Annotated in this window: 15 protein-coding genes and 1 tRNA gene; 10 read left to right on the forward strand and 6 right to left on the reverse strand. The window is 49.4% G+C overall.

Going from position 1 to position 19,841, the window contains the following annotated elements; translation table 11 throughout:
- Positions 1-227: 227 nt before the first annotated feature.
- Positions 228-941, forward strand: a complete 714-nt coding sequence (locus FHS77_RS04260) for a L,D-transpeptidase family protein (RefSeq protein WP_184220464.1) — start codon at positions 228-230, stop codon at positions 939-941.
- A 57-nt stretch (positions 942-998) separates the two neighbouring features.
- Here the strand turns inward: FHS77_RS04260 and FHS77_RS04265 are convergent, their stop codons facing one another.
- Both FHS77_RS04265 and FHS77_RS04270 read right to left on the reverse strand, forming a co-directional pair.
- A complete protein-coding gene (locus FHS77_RS04265) occupies positions 999-2,507 on the reverse strand; it encodes a helicase HerA-like C-terminal domain-containing protein (protein WP_184220467.1) in 1,509 nt (502 codons plus the stop codon).
- 103 nt (positions 2,508-2,610) lie between these two features.
- Complete coding sequence (locus FHS77_RS04270; protein WP_184220470.1) at positions 2,611-3,828, reverse strand: CynX/NimT family MFS transporter; 1,218 nt, start codon at positions 3,826-3,828, stop codon at positions 2,611-2,613.
- A 194-nt stretch (positions 3,829-4,022) separates the two neighbouring features.
- Here FHS77_RS04270 and FHS77_RS04275 point away from each other — a divergent pair, with 194 nt between their 5' ends.
- On the forward strand, positions 4,023-5,015 hold the full coding sequence (locus tag FHS77_RS04275) for a magnesium transporter CorA family protein (protein ID WP_184220472.1): 993 nt from the start codon (positions 4,023-4,025) through the stop codon (positions 5,013-5,015).
- A 46-nt stretch (positions 5,016-5,061) separates the two neighbouring features.
- Here the strand turns inward: FHS77_RS04275 and FHS77_RS04280 are convergent, their stop codons facing one another.
- Positions 5,062-6,084, reverse strand: coding sequence for an asparaginase (locus FHS77_RS04280; protein WP_184220475.1), 1,023 nt, complete (start codon positions 6,082-6,084; stop codon positions 5,062-5,064).
- A 186-nt stretch (positions 6,085-6,270) separates the two neighbouring features.
- On the opposite strand from FHS77_RS04280, the gene betI reads away from it, so the two are divergent.
- The 5 genes from betI to FHS77_RS16205 all read left to right on the forward strand — a co-directional run bounded on the left by betI (position 6,271) and on the right by FHS77_RS16205 (position 13,429).
- Positions 6,271-6,873, forward strand: a complete 603-nt coding sequence (gene betI, locus FHS77_RS04285; protein ID WP_184220478.1) for a transcriptional regulator BetI — start codon at positions 6,271-6,273, stop codon at positions 6,871-6,873.
- 5 nt (positions 6,874-6,878) lie between these two features.
- Positions 6,879-8,543, forward strand: coding sequence for a choline dehydrogenase (gene betA, locus FHS77_RS04290; protein ID WP_184220481.1), 1,665 nt, complete (start codon positions 6,879-6,881; stop codon positions 8,541-8,543).
- A gap of 19 nt (positions 8,544-8,562) precedes the next feature.
- Positions 8,563-10,026 carry a betaine-aldehyde dehydrogenase gene (betB, locus tag FHS77_RS04295; RefSeq protein ID WP_184220483.1) on the forward strand — a complete coding sequence of 488 codons (1,464 nt, stop codon included), beginning with the start codon at positions 8,563-8,565 and terminating at the stop codon, positions 10,024-10,026.
- A 254-nt stretch (positions 10,027-10,280) separates the two neighbouring features.
- On the forward strand, positions 10,281-12,938 hold the full coding sequence (ppdK, locus tag FHS77_RS04300) for a pyruvate, phosphate dikinase (RefSeq protein ID WP_184220486.1): 2,658 nt from the start codon (positions 10,281-10,283) through the stop codon (positions 12,936-12,938).
- A 158-nt stretch (positions 12,939-13,096) separates the two neighbouring features.
- The gene (locus tag FHS77_RS16205; protein WP_246431213.1) at positions 13,097-13,429 is read left to right on the forward strand and encodes a polysaccharide deacetylase family protein; all 333 of its coding nucleotides are present in this window, start codon (positions 13,097-13,099) and stop codon (positions 13,427-13,429) included.
- A gap of 89 nt (positions 13,430-13,518) precedes the next feature.
- Here the strand turns inward: FHS77_RS16205 and FHS77_RS04310 are convergent, their stop codons facing one another.
- Positions 13,519-13,896 (reverse strand): hypothetical protein, encoded by a 378-nt coding sequence (locus FHS77_RS04310; protein ID WP_210307032.1) that lies wholly within the window; start codon positions 13,894-13,896, stop codon positions 13,519-13,521.
- Positions 13,897-14,021: 125 nt separating this feature from the next.
- Complete coding sequence (locus FHS77_RS04315) at positions 14,022-14,927, reverse strand: MBL fold metallo-hydrolase (protein ID WP_184220640.1); 906 nt, start codon at positions 14,925-14,927, stop codon at positions 14,022-14,024.
- Between the two features lie 177 nt (positions 14,928-15,104).
- Between FHS77_RS04315 and FHS77_RS04320 the strand changes: the two genes are divergently transcribed.
- The gene (locus tag FHS77_RS04320) at positions 15,105-15,941 is read left to right on the forward strand and encodes a DUF2793 domain-containing protein (RefSeq protein ID WP_184220489.1); all 837 of its coding nucleotides are present in this window, start codon (positions 15,105-15,107) and stop codon (positions 15,939-15,941) included.
- Between the two features lie 302 nt (positions 15,942-16,243).
- Positions 16,244-18,148 (forward strand): polysaccharide biosynthesis protein, encoded by a 1,905-nt coding sequence (locus tag FHS77_RS04325; RefSeq protein WP_210307021.1) that lies wholly within the window; start codon positions 16,244-16,246, stop codon positions 18,146-18,148.
- A gap of 245 nt (positions 18,149-18,393) precedes the next feature.
- Here the strand turns inward: FHS77_RS04325 and FHS77_RS04330 are convergent, their stop codons facing one another.
- Positions 18,394-19,407 (reverse strand): MraY family glycosyltransferase, encoded by a 1,014-nt coding sequence (locus tag FHS77_RS04330; protein ID WP_184220492.1) that lies wholly within the window; start codon positions 19,405-19,407, stop codon positions 18,394-18,396.
- Between the two features lie 276 nt (positions 19,408-19,683).
- Between FHS77_RS04330 and FHS77_RS04335 the strand changes: the two genes are divergently transcribed.
- Positions 19,684-19,758, forward strand: a tRNA-Gln gene (locus tag FHS77_RS04335).
- Positions 19,759-19,841 lie beyond the last annotated feature (83 nt).

Below are 19,841 nucleotides of genomic sequence, written 5' to 3' on the forward strand. Positions count from 1 at the left end.
GCAGTTTTGATTCTAACAGCAGATAATGACAACCAGCCGACAGCCATTTTAGTTGCATAAAAAATGCCACTAATTCTCTGATTGCAGATAATTTTGAAAAAAATTGGGAACAAAATCGCTGTTTTTGCTTTTCTCTAAAGCTTTCCACCTCTAACTAACCTCAAAGTTGCAATTCATTAACCTTAATCGCCTTAGTCTGGCCTCCCCTTCACAGATCTGGTTTTCACATGTCTGCATATATTTCGCGTCGTTCTTTTCTGACTGCACTGGGCGCTACTGCCGCAACAAGTCTTGCCGGTTGTGCTCAGCTCAGTAAAAATATTCCTATCATTGACGTTGATAATTTTGGACGCCCTGTCGGCACCCCAAAAGCTAATGTCGATTCATACAATGGTAATTACACCAGCATGTACGCAGCCGTGCAGGACGAAGGCTATTCTTTACCTGCCATTCCTATCCAGAAAATGGATAAGAAATATCTGCGTCAGGTGGTCAATGATCCGACCGGCGAACGCCCGGGCACCATCGTTGTCGATACAGCCAACCGCTTCCTTTATCTGGTAATGGAAAACGGTCAGGCACTGCGTTACGGTGTTGGTATTGGTAAAGATGGCTTCGCATGGTCTGGCCGTGCTATCATCCAGTGGAAGCGTAAATGGCCTAAATGGACACCACCGGATGAAATGATTGCCCGTCAGCCACATCTGGAAAAATATAGCGCCCGCAATGGCGGCATGGGGCCCGGCCTCAATAACCCGCTCGGTGCCCGTGCGCTTTACATCTTTAAAGATGGTAAAGACACACTCTACCGTCTGCATGGTAATCCTGAATGGTGGTCAATCGGTAAGGCCGTTTCATCCGGCTGCGTGCGCCTGCTCAATCAGGACATTATCGATCTTTATGATCGCGTACCAAACAAAACCCCGATTTTGGTAATGTAATAAAAACGCCCGAAACTGACATAGGTTCGGGCGTTTTCTTTATGTTAAGTGCAATTCTCAGCGTTTGAAGTTACGCAAGATACCGCGCACCAGCGCATTGCCAAGCGATGTACCAACAGAGCGCACCACGGATTTCATCGCTGTTTCTGCAACTGTCTGACGTCCTGATGTTTTCTTGGTGCCGAGAGCCGTACCAACCAGATCACCCCAGATACCGCCGCTTTCAGGCTCTACCTTGGCTTTTTCCTGCGCCTCAGCAATCTCCACCACCTTCTTTTGCAAAATTTCAAAAGCGGATTCACGATCGATATCCTGATCATATTGACCGGCTACCGGACTAACCGCAATGATCTGCGCGCGCTCTTCAGGCGTCAACGGGCCGATACGTGATGCAGGCGGGCGCATCAAGGTTCGCTGCACCATGGAAGGGATGCCCTTTGCCTGCAAGGTGGAAACCAGCGCTTCACCGGTTGAAAGATTGGTGATGGCTTCAAATGTCTGAAAATCAGGGTTCGGACGGAAAGTATCAGCGGCGATTTTCACAGCCGCGGTTTCACGTGGCGTATAGGCACGCAAAGCATGTTGCACACGATTACCCAACTGCGCCAGCACCGATTCCGGCACATCAAGCGGGTTCTGCGAAACAAAATAAATGCCGACACCTTTGGAGCGGATGAGGCGAACCACTTGTTCAATGCGGGTCAGCAAAGCTTTGGGCGCTTCATCAAACAGCAAATGCGCTTCATCAAAAAAGAACACCAAACGCGGCTTTTCCGGATCGCCCACTTCCGGCAATTGCTCGAAAAGTTCTGACATCAGCCAAAGCAAAAATGTGGAATAAAGGCGCGGATTATTCATCAGCTTGTCGGCGGCCAAAACACTCACCATACCACGACCATCAGTGGTTGTGCGCATTATGTCGGCGATGCGAAGCGCCGGCTCACCAAAAAACCTGGTGCCGCCTTGTTGCTCCAGCACCAATAATGAACGCTGGATTGCACCCACTGATGCCTTGTTGACATTGCCATAACGCGCGCTCAGCTCTTCCGAACGCGTCACCATATGCGCGAGCAGTGCTTGCAGATCTTTCAAATCCAAAAGCAGCAAGCCTTCTTCATCGGACAGACGGAAAGCAATGTTTAAAACGCCTTCCTGCGCATTGGTGAGGTTCATCAGGCGGGAAAGCAGCAAAGGCCCCATTTCGGCGACAGTCGCGCGGATCGGATGTCCCAGCTCGCCAAAAATATCCCAGAAGATCACTGGTGAAGCACGCAATTCATAAGGATCGAGATGCACTTCTTGCGCTCGCTTCGTCAAACCTTCCTTAGCCTGACCAATAGCCGCAATACCGGAAAGATCGCCTTTAATATCCGCACAAAAAACCGGCACACCAGCCGCAGAAAAGCCCTCTGCCAGCACTTGCAGACCAACCGTTTTACCCGTACCCGTCGCACCGGTCACGATGCCATGACGATTACCATATTTCAGCGCCAGCGCTTCCGCTTGCTGATAACTATCATCCGGTTTACGGCTTGCGCCTAAAAAAATCGCATTCTCGGCAGTCATAGGCTGTCGGCTCCTTTAATTCTATGCGGTGCAGTTTATCGGCTTCGAGATTTTTCTTCAACGCTTTGCACAGCATTAAAGCAATTGCCTGTATCTTTATGGCTTAATTCGTTTTTGCATATGCATTAACCAGCACAGGTCTGCCCGCGCCCCAACCGGCTATCGAACCAACAATACCAAGCGTAACCAACAATGCCCCGCCCCAGATAAAGCTTCCGGTGAATGAATGGATCATCCCCATCAATAATGGCCCAAGCGCCGCCATTGTATAGCCCACACATTGAGCCATACCGGAAAGATGCGCTGCGATAAGGGCATCTTTCGAACGCAACACAATCACAATCATAGCGGCAGCAATCAATCCGCCCTGACCTAATCCTTGAAGGATTGCCCAACCCCATGCACCTGCTAAAGGCGCATAGAGCAACCCCAGAAAACCAATAACTGCGCAGAAATATAATGAAACATTGAGCACACTTTGGGTTTTGCAACGAATGGCAATCGAGGGAACCAGCAGGCAGGCCACAACTTGTGCAACAATAGAAACGGACACCAAAAGCCCTGCCGCTTCACCGCTTAAACCGCGCTCACGTAAAACCGGTGCCATCCAGCCAAAAACCGTATAGGCAAGTGCGGACTGGAAACCCATCATCAATGTGATCTGCCATGCCAAGCGATCGCGCCAAAGACCTGCAACTTTTATGCGCGCGCCGTGGCTATGATGATTTTTGCGCAAAGATTGCGGCAACCAGATGAGCAAAACCAGAACTGCCGGAAGCCCCCAAAAGGCCAAAGCCCATTGCCATGAACCATTGAGCAGATTTTTAACCGGCACAGTAACACCAGCGGCGGCTGCCGCACCACCGCATAAAGCCATGGTGTAAAGCCCTGTCATAATGGCTGCGCGATCCGGAAAATCGCGCTTAACCACACCGGGCAACAAGACATTACCAACTGCAATACAAGCGCCAGCCAAAGCACTGCCGATGAATAAAAACGGCAGAGTACCAACCCCGCGCATTAAAGTGGCAATGGAGAGAATAAACATCACCAGCAGCAGCGTTTTCTCAACGCCGATTTGTTGTGCAAAACGCGGTGCCAGCGGCGCAAAAACACCCAAGCACAAAACCGGCAAAGTAGTAAGCAATCCGGCTGTAAAAGTCGACATGCCGGTGCTGGCAACAATTTCAGGTAAAAGCGCTGAGAAGCTTGAAAAGACCGGACGCAAATTAAAAGCAATTAATACAAGGCTCAGCCCAAGCAAAATGCGAGCCGTTTTTTTAACTGCCACTTCTGTGACTGATTGCTGGTGATGCAACATGGCACACGCCTTTTTAAATAAAACTCTCGCAGAGAATCATAAATATCTCAAACAAGGCTAGCACCTTCACTGCATTTATACTGCAATTGAGCTTTTAGTCTTTCAAACGACACAGAAGGGCATTTAAACTGGCAATCATGCGCATGCGCTGAAATAATCAGCACACTTACGAAATGATTCATTCAGGACGCTTTATGATTAAATATTATACATTGGTTGGCGATCATCTGGAAAATTACGAACTGGATAATGGTGAGCGCCTTCCGGATAACATCATCTGGATTGATTTGATTTCTCCAGGCGTCAATGAAGATAAAATCGTCGAGCATCTGACCGGCATTTCCATCCCCACCCATGACGACATGGCCGAGATTGAGGAATCCAACCGTTTCTACACTGAAAGCGGAGCGCAATATCTGACAGCCCCTATCTTGCACACGGTCGATCAGGATCACCGTGAGCTGGCGCCGGTAACATTTATTATTCATCAGAAAATGCTGATTACTGTGCGCTATTCCGATCCTAAATCCATCAGCACCTATGTGTCGCGTGCAATGAAACCAGCCAACGGGCTTATTACCACCAAGGCCAACGGTCATGCGGTGATGCTCGGTATTCTGGAAGCGACAACCAACAGGATAGCCGATATTCTGGAAAGTGTCTCAGGCAAGATTGATGCGGCATCCCACTCGATCTATCGCCGCCCAAGCGATGTTCGTCCGATGTCAACAGCCGATTTCCGGCATATCCTGACACAAATCGGGGCGCAGGGATCGTTTTTATCACGCGTGCGTGAAAGCCTGGCAGGGCTTGGCCGCATGCTTGTCTATCTTACCGCTAATCTGTCCGATACAGGCGCCAAGAAAGACAGCCGCGCACAGGTCAAATCGCTGGAACGCGACGTACAATCGCTGACCAATTATGTAGACTTTCTGGCCAATAAGGTCACATTTCTGCTCGACACCATTGTCGGACTAATTTCGATTGAGCAAAATGCGATTATCAAAATTTTCTCGGTCGCAGCCGTCGGTTTCATGCCGCCAACATTGGTTGCGTCGATTTACGGGATGAATTTCAGCTTCATGCCGGAGCTGAACTCACCTTGGGGCTATCCGATGGCTTTGGGCTTTATGGTCGCTTCCGCGCTCGTCCCGCTTTACTTCTTCCGCCGTAAAGGCTGGCTATAAGCCATAAAATCAGAGCGGGCTTTATCAAACCCGCTCTGATTATTGATTAGATGATATTCGCAGCGCTGATCAGTTCCGTCGGGCGTACATAGCCCAAAGAAATACCATTCCAGTTTTTCAGTTCCTTATTTGCCATAGCTGCAAGCTTGGCAGACAATTCCTGATCTTTGGCAAAAAGACGCGACAACAGCGAAATGACCATCGCTTCTGATGCGCGGGTGCCGCCATCATCGCATTTCAGCGCAAAGCCAATGCCTAATTCCGGCACAGCACCACAGAATACGGCTTCTGCACCGGTTTTAACAAAAATACGACCCGGGGCGAGTTGCATCAACTCGGTGCAGGCACGGCGGCTGCCCGCCACATAATAAGGCTCGGCCATGCAGGCATTGATCAAGCGCTTTGCAGCATTTGCACGCAATGGCTCAAGGCCATTACCCGTTGCCATTTTAGCAAAACCATTGGCCAGATCAGACAAAGGAATGGCGTAAGTCGGGATCGAACAACCATCCGTGCCGCAATGATCAAGACTATGCCGGGCACCGGTGACGGACTGCATTACATCGCGAACTGTGTCCTGAATTTCTGAACCTTGTGCCACATAGCCTTTGGTCTGCATGCCGCAATGCATGCAAGTGGCCAAAAAGCCCGCATGTTTGCCAGAGCAGTTATTATGCAAAGCAGTTGGCTCTTTGCCGGATTTAGCCAGATCAATCAGCACCGGCTGCTGCGTTGGCCAGTGGCTGCCGCATTCAAGTGCTGACGCATCAAGACCGGCCTTTTTCAGCATCAATTCGGCTCGCGCCACATGTTCCGGCTCGCCGGAATGGGATGCGCAAGCCATTGCCAGATCAGCATCTTCAAAGCCGAATGCATCAGCAGCACCCGATTCCACCAGCGGCAAAGCCTGAATGGATTTGATCGCAGAGCGAGGGAATGTCAGGCGCTCGACATCTCCAATTGAAAACACCTGACGGCCATCGCCATCAAAGATCGACATTGCGCCACGATGGCGGCTTTCCACGACATTGCCACGTGTCACTTCAACCAAAACCGGATTGCTCACCATAGCCAGACATCACTCCTGTTACTGCATATGATCTTATGCAGCTCATACGCTTTAATAAAACAAAAAGCACGCCCTAGATTAAGGGAGCCGCAATGGTGCGCCATAATATGCCGTTAGATTTTTATTGATTGATCAGTCAATCAAAACTATATTAAGCCTGTCAGGATCAAAATAACGGAATATGTGATGCCTAAAATCGGAATGGAACAACAGCGCAAAAGCGATCTGATCAGTGCTGCTATCCGCACGATCGGCGAACACGGCTCGCTTGATGTTACCGTTGCGCAAATTGCCAAACAGGCAGGTGTTTCATCCGCACTCGCGCATCATTATTTCGGCAGCAAAGAACATCTGATCCTTGAAACCATGCGCCATTTGCTGCGCGAATTGCATGAATTGAGCGCACAGGGCTTGCGTCAGGCTGACGGCCCGCGCGCACGGCTATCAGCTATTATCGAGGTGAATTTTTCATCATCTCAGTTCAGTCCCAGCACGATTGCTGCATGGCTGACCTTCTACGTCCATGCACAGCGCTCCGATGACATGCGACGGCTTCTCAAGATTTATGCAAGCCGTCTGCATTCCAATCTGATGCATGATTTAACCGCTCTGACATCGCGTGACAAAGCGCGCCATATCGCCAAAGGTGCAGGCGCTTTGATCGACGGCCTTTATATCCGTCATGCCCTTGGTACAAATAAATCCGATGCAGAAAGAGCGACAACGGCAACCATGCTGGTTGAGGATTACATCAACAGCCAGCTTTTGCTCAAAACAACAGGTTGTTAGAGTTTATGTCCGCAAATTTAGAAGCAGATTTTGTCATTATCGGCTCTGGCTCCGCAGGTTCTGCGCTTAGCAATCGCCTGTCGGAAGATGGCAAACATAGCGTGATTATTATTGAAGCAGGCGGCGCTGATTTTGGCCCCCTCATTCAGATGCCGGCAGCCCTTTCTTTTCCGATGAATATGGCAACCTATGACTGGCGCTTTTCAACCGAGCCGGAACCACATTTAAATGGCCGTCAACTGGTGACACCGCGCGGAAAAGTGATCGGCGGCTCCTCTTCCATCAATGGCATGGTTTATGTACGCGGTCACGCACGCGACTTTGATCATTGGGCAGAAAATGGTGCAAATGGCTGGTCATATGCCGATGTGCTGCCCTATTTCCAAAAGATGGAACAAGTCGCCTTTGCTGATCAGGATGGCTGGCGCGGCAAGAAAGGCCCTTTGCATGTGCAACGCGGCAAAAGCCGCAATCCGCTTTATCAGGCTTTTATTGCAGCAGGCCGGCAGGCAGGCTTTGAACTAACCGATGATTATAATGGCGAGAAGCAGGAAGGCTTCGGCCAGATGGAACAAACCATCCATCAAGGACGTCGCTGGTCTGCTGCCAATGCTTATTTGAAACCAGCGTTGAAACGTAAAAACGTAACCCTCGTCAAAGGCTTGGCTCGTAAAGTTGTCATCGAGAATCAACGCGCCACCGGCGTGGAGATTGAAAACGGCAATGTCATTCGCACCATCCGCGCCAGACGCGAGGTCATCATTGCCGCCTCCTCGATCAACTCACCCAAACTTCTGATGCTTTCCGGCATTGGTCCGGCTGAGCATCTGGCGCAGTTCAACATTCCGGTTGTTGCCGACCGCCAGGGCGTTGGTCAAAATCTGCAAGACCATATGGAGCTTTATATCCAGCAATCTTGCGTGCAGCCGATAACGCTTCATTCCAAGCTTAATCTCATTTCAAAAGCCATGATCGGCGCGCAGTGGTTGTTTTTCAAATCCGGTGACGGTGCCAGCAATCATTTTGAAAGCGCTGCCTTTTTGCGCTCAAAAGCCGGTGTTGAATATCCTGATATTCAATATCATTTCCTGCCAGCCGCTATCCGCTATGATGGTAAAGCGGCTGCGGAAGGGCATGGCTTTCAGGCGCATGTCGGGCCGATGCGCTCCAAATCACGTGGGAGCGTTACGCTTCGCTCTGATGATCCGCGCGACAAGCCGAAAATTCTGTTTAATTATATGTCACACCCCGATGATTGGGCAGATTTCCGCCACTGCATCCGCCTCACCCGCGAGATTTTTGGCCAGCATGCTTTTGATCCCTATCGTGGCGAAGAAATTCAACCGGGCAAACATGTGCAAACAGATGACGAGCTGGATGACTTCATCCGCGACCATGCGGAAAGCGCCTTCCATCCATGCGGCACCTGTAAAATGGGTGCCGCTGATGATCCGATGGCAGTTGTTGACCCTGAATGCCGCGTCATCGGCGTTGAAAATTTACGTGTCGCGGATTCGTCAATCTTCCCGCGTATTACCAATGGCAATCTCAATTCCCCTTCCATCATGACCGGCGAAAAAGCCGCCGATCATATTTTAGGGCATGATATGCTGCCCCGCTCCAACAAACAGCCGTGGATCAATCCACGCTGGCAAGTTTCAGACCGTTAAGAATAAAGGAGTTTCTTTGATGAAAGCCCAACCTAAAGCCTCCCATTTCATTGGCGGTCAGTTCGTAGAAGACCATGATGGTCGCGAGCTTAATGTGCTTTATCCGGCAACCGGTGAAGTGATTGCGCAATTGCGCAGTGCCACCCCGGCCATTATTGAACAAGCGATGCAAAGCGCCGCCAAAGCCCAAGTTGAATGGGCTGCAAAAAAGCCGGTGGAACGTGGCCGCATTTTAATGCGCGCCGCCGAATTGTTACGCGCGAAAAACGAAGAGCTCTCGAGGCTTGAAACACTCAATACCGGTAAAGCCATTCAGGAAACACTGGTGGCAGATGCCGCATCAGCTGCCGATGCGCTTGAGTTTTTAAGCGGTGCGATTGGATCTTTTAACGGCGAATTTGTCGATCTCGGCGGCTCCTTCGCTTATACAAAGCGCGAAGCCTTGGGCGTATGTGTTGGTATTGGCGCGTGGAATTACCCGATCCAGATCGCAGCATGGAAATCCGCGCCCGCCCTTGCCATGGGCAATGCCTTTATCTTCAAGCCATCAGAAAACACGCCGCTGACTGCTTTGGCACTCGCTGAAATCTACCATGAAGCCGGCTTGCCTGCCGGTCTTTTCAATGTGGTACAAGGCTTTGGTGATGTGGGTGCTGCGTTGATCGACCATCCGGCAACCGCAAAAGTGTCACTCACCGGCTCGGTGCCAACAGGGCGCAAAATCATGGCACAGGCGGGTAGCCATCTCAAACATGCAACCATGGAACTGGGCGGTAAGTCTCCGCTTATCGTCTTTGATGATGCTGATATTGAAAACGCCATCGGCGGCGCCATGCTCGGCAATTTCTACTCCACCGGACAGGTCTGCTCCAACGGCACCCGCGTTTTTGTTCATAAAACTATCCATGATCAATTTGTAAACCGCCTGATCGAACGCACTGCGAAAATCAAACTCGGTGATCCGTTGGATGAAACAACCCAGATGGGCCCGCTCATCAGCCGCGCCCAACTCGACCGCGTTTTATCTTTCATTGAAAAAGGCAAGGCGGAAGGCGCAAAACTCGTTCATGGCGGCGATGTGGCCAAAGTCGCCGGTTTTGAAAGCGGCTTTTATATTCAACCGACCATCTTCACTGATGTGCAAGACACTATGACCATCGCGCGTGAAGAAATCTTCGGCCCCGTCATGAGCATTTTGTCTTTTGAAGATGAGGATGAAGTGATTGCCCGCGCCAATGCAACCGAGTTTGGATTGGCTGCCGGTGTTTTCACCCAAAATCTGGCACGCGGACACCGTGTGATTGGCCAGTTGAAAGCAGGCACCTGCTGGATCAACGCCTATAATCTCACCCCTGTCGAAGTGCCGTTTGGTGGTTATAAAAGTTCCGGCATCGGCCGTGAAAACGGCGTGGCGGCACTGGAACATTACAGCCAGATCAAAACTGTCTATGTTGAAGCCGGAGATGTCGACAGCCCCTACTAATGCACAAGGGAATCGCCTGACGATTCCTTAAAGCCTGACGAGACATGGCCGTGAATATTGGTGTTTTTTCAAGTTAAGCCAGTTTCACGGCCTTTTTCTTGCGGCATTTCCGCCATTTAATCGATTCTATTCCAGCCAGACCGCATTTTATCGTGGAACGAGCGGCTCTGATCACATAAGCAAAAGACGCATTGTTACCTGGCATCCAAGGTAAGCAGCATCAGGCGCATCCGGAGCGAATATAGGAGGTCGTAATGGCTAAATGGGTATATAATTTCGGAGACGGAAAAGCAGAAGGAGCGGCAACAGACCGTGAGCTTCTAGGAGGTAAAGGAGCGAACCTGGCTGAAATGTGCAGCCTCGGCTTGCCGGTTCCTCCCGGTTTTACCATCACAACCGAAGTTTGCACCTATTATTATGCGCACGATCGCAGCTATCCGCCTGAGCTGGAGCAGCAAATTCAGGATTCTCTGGCGGAAGTCGCAAGAATTACCGGCCGCCGCTTTGGCGATCAGGACAAACCTTTGCTCGTTTCTGTACGCTCCGGTTCCCGTGCTTCCATGCCAGGTATGATGGACACTGTCCTCAATCTCGGTCTGAACGACCAGACCGTTGAAGCCATTGCCCGTGAAGCCAATGATGCACGCTTTGCCTATGACAGCTATCGCCGTTTCATCCAGATGTATTCGGATGTGGTTTTAGGCGTTGATCACGCATTTTTTGAAGAAATTCTCGAAGACAAAAAAGCAAGTCTCGGTACAGAGGTCGACACTGACCTTTCCGCTGACGACTGGAAAGATGTCATCGCCAAATATAAAGCCACCGTTGAGGAAGAGCTGGGCGAACCTTTCCCGCAAGATCCGAAACAACAGCTTTCCGGCGCTGTCGGCGCTGTTTTCTCCAGCTGGATGAATGCGCGCGCCATCACCTATCGCCGCCTGCATTCCATTCCGGAAAGCTGGGGCACCGCCGTCAACGTACAGGCAATGGTGTTCGGCAATATGGGTGACAGTTCCGCCACCGGCGTTGCCTTTACCCGTAACCCATCCACCGGCGAAAAGAAGCTCTACGGCGAGTTTCTCGTCAATGCACAGGGTGAAGATGTGGTTGCCGGTATCCGCACACCACAAAACATCACCGAAGAAGCCCGCATTGCCGCTGGCTCCGATAAGCCATCGCTTGAAAAAGTAATGCCCGAAGCGTTTGCCGACTTTATCGCAGTCGCCGATAAGCTTGAACAGCATTACCGCGATATGCAGGATCTGGAATTTACCATTGAGCGTGGCAAATTGTGGATGTTGCAAACCCGCTCCGGCAAGCGCACCGCCAAAGCCGCCCTTAAAATGGCAGTGGAAATGGCTGAAGAAGGCCTGATTACACAAAGTGAAGCTGTGATGCGCATTGATCCGGCATCACTCGATCAGCTTCTGCATCCAACCATTGATCCAAAAGCTGCGCGCCACGTCATCGGCGCCGGTTTGCCTGCTTCTCCAGGTGCTGCCACCGGTGAAATCGTCTTCTCATCTGAAGATGCAGAGCAGGCAAAAGCTGAAGGTCGCAAAGTTATTCTGGTACGTATTGAAACCAGCCCGGAAGATATTCATGGTATGCATGCCGCAGAAGGCATTTTAACCACCCGCGGCGGTATGACCAGCCATGCGGCTGTGGTTGCCCGCGGCATGGGTAAGCCTTGTGTTTCGGGTGCTGGTTCTTTGCGTGTTGATTATCGCAACGGCACCATGCTTGCCGCAGGCCAGACTTTCAAAAAAGGCGACATCATCACTATTGATGGTGCCAGCGGCCAGATTTTAAAAGGCTCGGTCGCGATGCTTCAGCCGGAGCTTTCCGGCGATTTCGGCCAGTTGATGGAATGGGCTGATAAAACCCGTCGCATGAAAGTACGTGCCAATGCCGAAACACCGGCAGATGCCCGTACCGCCCGCTCATTCGGCGCAGAAGGTATCGGCCTTTGCCGCACAGAACACATGTTTTTTGAAGGTGAGCGCATTCTTGCTATGCGCGAGATGATCCTTTCCAATGATGAAGCAGGCCGCCGCAAAGCTCTGGAAAAACTTCTGCCAATGCAGCGCGCCGACTTTGCCGAAATCTTTGAAATCATGAAGGGCTTGCCGGTCACCATTCGCCTGCTCGACCCGCCATTGCACGAATTCCTGCCACGCACCGACGCTGAAATTGCCGAAGTGGCAACCGCCATGGATGTCTCACCGGAATTACTGCGTGAACGCAGCGAAAGCCTGCACGAATTTAACCCGATGCTTGGTCACCGTGGTTGCCGTCTTGCCATTTCCTATCCGGAAATTGCTGAAATGCAGGCACGCGCTATTTTTGAAGCAGCCGTAGAAGCCGCCAAAAAAACCGGCGAAGCTGTGGTGCCGGAAGTGATGGTTCCGCTTGTCGGCCTCAAAGCCGAGTTGGATTTCGTCAAAGCCCGCATTGATGCGGTTGCTGCAGACGTCATGAAAGAAGCCGGCATCAAAATCGACTATATGGTTGGCACCATGATCGAACTGCCACGTGCAGCGCTACGTGCAGCAGACATTGCTCAATCGGCAGAGTTCTTCTCTTTCGGCACCAACGATCTGACACAGACTACATTTGGTATTTCACGCGATGATGCCGCACCGTTTATCACCGCCTATCAGCAAAAAGGCGTGATTGAGCAGGATCCGTTCGTATCGCTTGATGTGGATGGTGTTGGCGAACTCGTACAAATTGCTACTGAGCGTGGCCGCACAGCGCGTCCGAAAATCAAGCTCGGCATATGCGGCGAACACGGCGGCGATCCTGCATCTATCGCATTCTGCGAGAAGACCGGCCTTGATTACGTCTCCTGCTCACCTTTCCGCGTGCCGATTGCACGTCTGGCAGCGGCGCAGGCTTCAGTTAAATAATGAGATGCAAAACAGCCGGATCATAATCCGGCTGTTTTTCCTTCATCCTAAAAGTCAAAATGTACAAACCTGTCTTTGCCGGCTGATTATTTTTGCCCCATCTTGGTGCGGCCAGTCTGCTGAACGCACATGCGTAAGCTAACAAATTAACCAATAATATGTTTGAGGAAAAAACCGCTGTCACTTTCTTCATCACATCGCGTTGGCTGCAACATAATCAGCCTGCGATGGATATCATGCCGGCGCATCCTCATCTCTTCCAGATTGAAAATTACGGGGCCAGGCATGTGCCTGCCATTACCAGCGTTCCGACTATGTATGACAGCAAAACGGCTGGTTCTCTGGATGCGGATATGGGTGCTTGGGTCTCAGCCGGTTCGACCGAAAAAAGAATTTTGAACGTCCGTGACGGCGATGTGATTATCGTCCATGTCAACCAGCCAACCAGCCAAGCAGTCAAGGCGGTGAATGTGTCGCAAACGTTATTTTAAAGCTGAAAAAACGCGGAATGCGATTTGTTCGTTTGAAAGATGTTGAAACAAGCCATACTGTTTTGCCACTCGCAAAACAGTAAACTCAATCAAACAGTATCAAGACCACGGATTACAGCGGCAAAATTGCGGCCAAGACCTTCAAATACTTTGTTCTCGCCTGTCAGCGGCGCGAGCGCCATCGTGATGCCGTCATTCAGCAATGTCACGAATAAAACCTGATCTGATACACCATCAAAAATAGCGATAGCGGCAATGCGCTGCGCATTTGCATTATCAACCGCTGGCATATTGAATAATACTTTGCCACCGACGACCTCCGCGGCCTTGCACAAAGCCACGTCAAATCCATCGGTAAAAACATCTTGTGCGCCCAAAGCAAATTCTAACTCAACGGCTTCTAATGTCGCCGTTTCGGATGTGTCTAATTCACTGTCTGATGCGTCGCCAGAATGGCTACGATCCATATTATCGTCTCCGCAGAATCTAAGTGGGGCCTCCCGAACAGGCTGCTTACCCTATAAGTAGGGGGTAAGACACTTTATTTTCCATGAAACACAGCTTTTTACGTCATCACAATTTGCAACGATGATTAAGATGGCGAATAAATGCCTTCAAGGCTGGCATAACCATCTGTTTTCACGAGACCTTTACCAACCAAATCTTCCATATGCGCCATCACCGATAAAGCCGCGGCTCCGTGCAAGCGCGGATCAATATCGCGGTAAATTGCGCGCACGATTTCCATGATCGTCCTGTCACCCGTAATGACACGTTCAAGAATAGCCCTCTCACGCATTTTGCGATGCATCCGAAGGCCGCGCAAAAAAGCTGCCGGATTAGTCACAGCCCCGCCATGTCCGGGCAAATAGAGCTGATCATCCCGCTCAAGCAGCACATCAAGCGAAGCCATATAATCGCTCATCGAGCCATCGGGAGGCGCTACCACCGACGTTGCCCATGCCATCACATGATCTGCCGAAAATAGAACTCCGGTATTTTCCAGTGCAAACACCATGTGGTTTGCTGCATGCCCAGGTGTATGAATACCTGTCAGCGCCCAGCCATCGCCTTGCAATGTTTCACCGTCTTTTAGAAAAATATCCGGCACGAAATCCGTATCCGCGGCTGCATCAAGCATATTGACCTCGCCCTGATGATATTCGCGTGACGGACGGTGCACACCTTCGGCAACGGTTTGTGCACCCAATACCTGTTTTAAACGCGCAGCCAAAGGCGAATGATCACGATGCGTATGGCTTACAAGAATATGGCTGACGGGGCGCCCGTTGACCGCTTTCAAAATAGCTTCGAAATGCGCATCATCTTCCGGCCCCGGATCAATAATGGCCAGATGATCAGTACCGACAATATAAGTATTGGTACCGTGAAAGGTAAAAGCACTTGGATTATTGACCGTTAATCTGGAAATATTCGGTGACACTTCATGTGCCTCGCCATAGGCCGGCGTAAAATCAGTATCAAAAACCAAAGCCATTTTATTCACGTCTTTCCGCCAGAAATCCTAATAAGTTCCTCATATTTCAGAAGAGCTATATATCAACATTAAGCAAAACCCATCATAAAAGCGTCCCTTGGCCAAGAAATCTTATCCCCCGCTTCCAAAGCTGACTTACACTTGATGCAGTCCTCATTGCATAAAGGAGCATGATGCATGGAACAGACAAACCACTTAAAACTACCTTATATCCTGCCAAGTCAGGCACAAAAACATGTCACTCATAATGAAGCGTTGCGGATGCTGGATGCCATTGTGCAGCTTGCTGTTATCGCTCGTGATTACACCCACCCCGATCCTGAAGCTCAAGAAGGTGATCGTTATATTGTACCAGATAATGCAGGTGGCGACTGGATCGAGCACACGCATAAGCTTGCCGCATTTACCGATGGCAGCTGGTCTTATTTCACTCCGCTAGCGGGCTGGCTTTGTTATGTCAAAAATGAAAACAAGCTACTTATTTTTAACGGCACTGACTGGCAGGAAACAGGTGGGAGCGCTGATCTGAGCTCAATTGAGATGCTTGGCATCCATGCCAGCGCAGATGAAACCAACCGCCTCACCGTATCAGCAGCGGCAACGTTGCTCAATCATGCAGGTAATGGTCACCAGTTAAAACTCAACAAAAATGGCGAAGCCGACACCGCTTCTTTATTATTTCAATCAAACTGGACAGGCCATGCCGAGATGGGACTTGCCGGCAGCAAAGATTTCTCAGTTAAAGTCAGCGATGACAATGGCCAATGGCGTGAAGCCATGCGTGTTGACCGTAGCAGCGGCAATATAATGATTGGTGCAATGACACCAAGCACGCGCTTGCATGTGGACGGTGCAATCCGTACGGGCAGCATCACCATCAGAACCCTACCCTCCGCCTCAACGCAAGGTGCAGGTGCCATAATCTTTGTAAGTGATGCCAGCGGCGGCGCTCAACATGCCTATTCTGACGGGAAACAATGGTTATCACTTCGTTCAGGCGCGGTAATCGCTTAAACTGATCTGCCGAACGGTTTGTGTCGGCTTCCTTCAAAGCCGTAATCTCTCGCTTAACTCCTTATAAATTTACAATTTAGTCAGCATCTTTTTAAACTTAAAAATAATTTAAAAACTTATATAAAATTTGTATCGCTATTTTATGCAATAACAGGAATTGTTCTTCTGAACCGAGTCGTTCACATAAAATATGGGATATTCATTCATCATTTGTATAGAAATTACATTTTGGGTTAAGTAAGTATTTAATAACAAGCGGCCATGCATCAATTGAATAAGGCCTTTTCTTTAAGAGGAACATTTTGAGCACAAACTTAACGGCCTTATGTAAAAACATTGCGAAATTACCACGCCGCACAAAACAACTTATTCTGATTTCTACTGACTGTATCTTATTACTTTTCAGCGCTTATCTTGCATTTGCCATACGTTTTAGTTTCTTTTTTCAACCTAACCACTCACAACTTTTTCTGATTTTTCTTGTTCCGGCTATCGCCTTACCCGTTTTCATCAAGTACGGCCTTTATCGCGCCATCATACGTTACTTGCCGGAACGTGCAATTTGGTCGATATTTCAAGCCTCCAGTGCCGTTGCGCTTTTATGGGTAACAGTTATTTTCTTAACAGAATTAAATGGCGGACGTGGCGCACCGCGTTCCGTGCCATTACTCTATTGGCTCATCAGCACAGTCCTGATCACGTCCAGTCGTTTCAGCGCTAAATGGATTTTGCAGCGGACAACTGATAATCATAATGATTATGTCAAGGCATTGATTATTGGCAGCGGTGCAGCTGCGCGGCAATTAGCAACAGCACTACGTAGCCATGGACGAACCAGAGTTTATGGCTTTATCGACAGTAACCCTGCAACTGTTGGCATGGATATCATCGGCCTGCGTGTTTATGCCCCTGACCTTATTCCATCGCTGATTGATAATTACGGCATTGATCAGGTTATTATTTCAGATCCCAACCTAAGTGCGGAAGAACGTCGTCAATACGCCAATATACTGGGGCGTCAAACTGTTAAGACCCGAATTTTACCTCCCATTGCTGACCTGTCCGCCGGTAAATATCTGATCAGCGCATTGCGCAATGTTGAGATTGACGATCTTTTAGGGCGCTCGCCGGTGCCGCCGGATCAGGCACTGCTGTCGGAAGTTGTGCAAGGAAAAACAATCATGGTCACCGGAGCCGGCGGCTCCATTGGTCGCGAATTGTGCCAAGCCATTGTCAATCTTTCACCTAAACGCCTCGTTCTTTTCGAAGTCAGTGAATTTGCGCTTTACGAAGCGGAGCGTCACTTACAAGCGCTTAATCTCTGCGAAATCATTCCCGTTCTCGGAACAGTTCTTGATCGCGCAGAGGTGGAAAAAACCATTCGCGATCATGCTGTCAATATTGTTTATCATTGCGCAGCTTACAAACATGTTCCACTGGTCGAGAAAAACCCGATCATTGGTGTGCGTAATAATGTGATCGGCACTGTTAATATCGCTCAAGCCGCTGTTGCCGCCAAAGTTGACCGACTGGTACTGATTTCATCAGACAAGGCCGTTCGTCCGACCAACATAATGGGTGCAACAAAACGCTGGGCAGAGCTGATCATCTATCAATATGGTGAAATCGCGCGGATCTCCAACCCGAAAAGTTCCTTCTATTCGGTACGCTTTGGCAATGTGTTAGGCTCAAACGGATCTGTTGTCCCACTCTTCCGCGAGCAAATTTCAAGGGGTGGCCCCGTCACACTGACACATGAAAAAATGACCCGTTATTTCATGTCGATCAAGGAGGCGGCAGAACTTATTCTCCAGTCTGGCGGTGTGGCACAAACAGGCGACACGATCCTCCTCGAAATGGGCGATCCGATCCGTATTAGGGATCTGGCTGAGAATATGATTCTCCTGGCCGGTCTGACTTTAAAAGATACAAATAACCCGCAAGGCGACATCGCCATTGAGGTCACCGGCATTCGTCCGGGCGAAAAAATGTTTGAAGAACTTTTTTATGATCCTCAGCTGGTGCAAGTAACGCGCCATCCAAAAATCATGCGATCACCCCGCGGTCAAAAAGCAAATATCGATATTTATGAAGCACTTGACCGCCTGAATAGTGCTATCGCTTCCAATGACCATGAAACCTTGCGCGAAGTACTGTTCAGCATCATCCCTTATGATGACTGCGAGGACGGCGTAATTATTAACTAGACATTTTCCCAATAATACTGCCAATATACCTTAAAAACATAAGGGAACATAAAATGGGTTGGTATTATTTAATGGGCGTTGCTGCCATAGCATTCATTGTCTGGTGTTTTGCCAAGATGAATAAAGCAGGCTTTAAAGAAGAAACAAATACAGAAGAAGTATAGTTTTTGGTCAAACAAATTTAGTAATTAACTTGGGGCGCTTCAGAGGTTATCTAAGCGCCCTTACTCTTTTTTACAGCCGGACTATTGAGTTGGTGTGGTTCTGAATTTCAGCAATAATACGCTAGAGATTATTACCCCACTAAGGGTTATGCCGAGCAAAACCCATGCGTGCGGCCTTAGTAACCCTAAAAACACGAATACACCAAGAGCCACATTCAATAAGGCAACTGCGCCCACGATCGACCAAACCGAATGCCCTGCCCTTTTTGCCTTTTGATAAGCGTGGCGTGAGTGTGCAACGAAAATATTCTCGCCCTCACACAGGCGCATCAGAATTGTTGACGACGCATCCAGCACATAATAAAGCGGCAAAAGAAGCGCCAACCAAACAGATGCTTGTTGTGCAAATAACAACAATGCAAAGCAGCTTAACATACCGAGAGGCAGGCTACCGGAATCTCCTAGAAACACCTTTGCAGGATGCCGGTTAAAAAGCGCAAAACCCATTATTGCACCTGCAATTAATGCTGCCAGATAACCGGCACTCATGCCAGCCAAACCAAGGCCGGCAAAGACAGCAATCCATAAAACCGGAATTCCCAAACCACTCACAGTCATCAGATCAAGACCATCCATAAAATTGGTCACATTGATCCAAACGAGCATCACAAATACAAGCAGACCGAATTCAAGCCAAAATGGCAAAAAAGTGAAGAGCTGAAAATCATTACCAAGGGCTGCAATACCAAGCACAGCCCCAAGCAGTTGCACACTCAAGCGTAAACGCACGGAGATGTCATAACGATCATCCAACAGCCCCGTCAGCCATAAAAGCCAGCCGCTCACCTCCAGCAACACCACTGTCCTGCCACTTAAACCGGCAAAAGAATAAAAAACAGCAAGCAGAATTAATATGGTTGGCACCAGAGCCAGGCCACCGATCTGGCGTGCCGGAATGGTGTGATTGGAGCGGGCATTCTTTTGAGCCGCCAGAAAATGACTTGGCAAAAGATAATATAAGGCGCCCAACAAGCAGGCACAAAGCACGAATGCTGATATGAAGGCAATCATCATCTGCGACGAAACTGATTCCACATCCTGCTCCTGAAATACAATTGGCTACGACTGATTCAAACTCAGACTATTATTGCGCTATATTGGCAGCATTTATACCGCAGCAACATCGCTTAAATGACTGAAATACAGACATTTATCACAATCGTTACGAAAATTTGCCAGAACTCTCCACAGATTTGCTAATTTTTGAGTTTTCCGTGAAAAAACTTACAGGAAAACGACATATGCACATTGCACTTCGGTTTTTAAGCGGCTATAGGTTCGCCAACCGCATCGCAATGATTTGCGAATTGTTGGGGCGTAGCCAAGCGGTAAGGCACCGGTTTTTGGTACCGGCATTCCCTGGTTCGAATCCAGGCGCCCCAGCCATGACTTTCCTGATATAAAAATGATTAAAAACGCAGCTTATTTTTGAGCTATGCGATGATGGCTTCTTATTTTATTTCAACGAC

Source organism: Paenochrobactrum gallinarii (assembly GCF_014205685.1).
In the GTDB taxonomy this organism is placed as follows: domain Bacteria; phylum Pseudomonadota; class Alphaproteobacteria; order Rhizobiales; family Rhizobiaceae; genus Paenochrobactrum; species Paenochrobactrum gallinarii.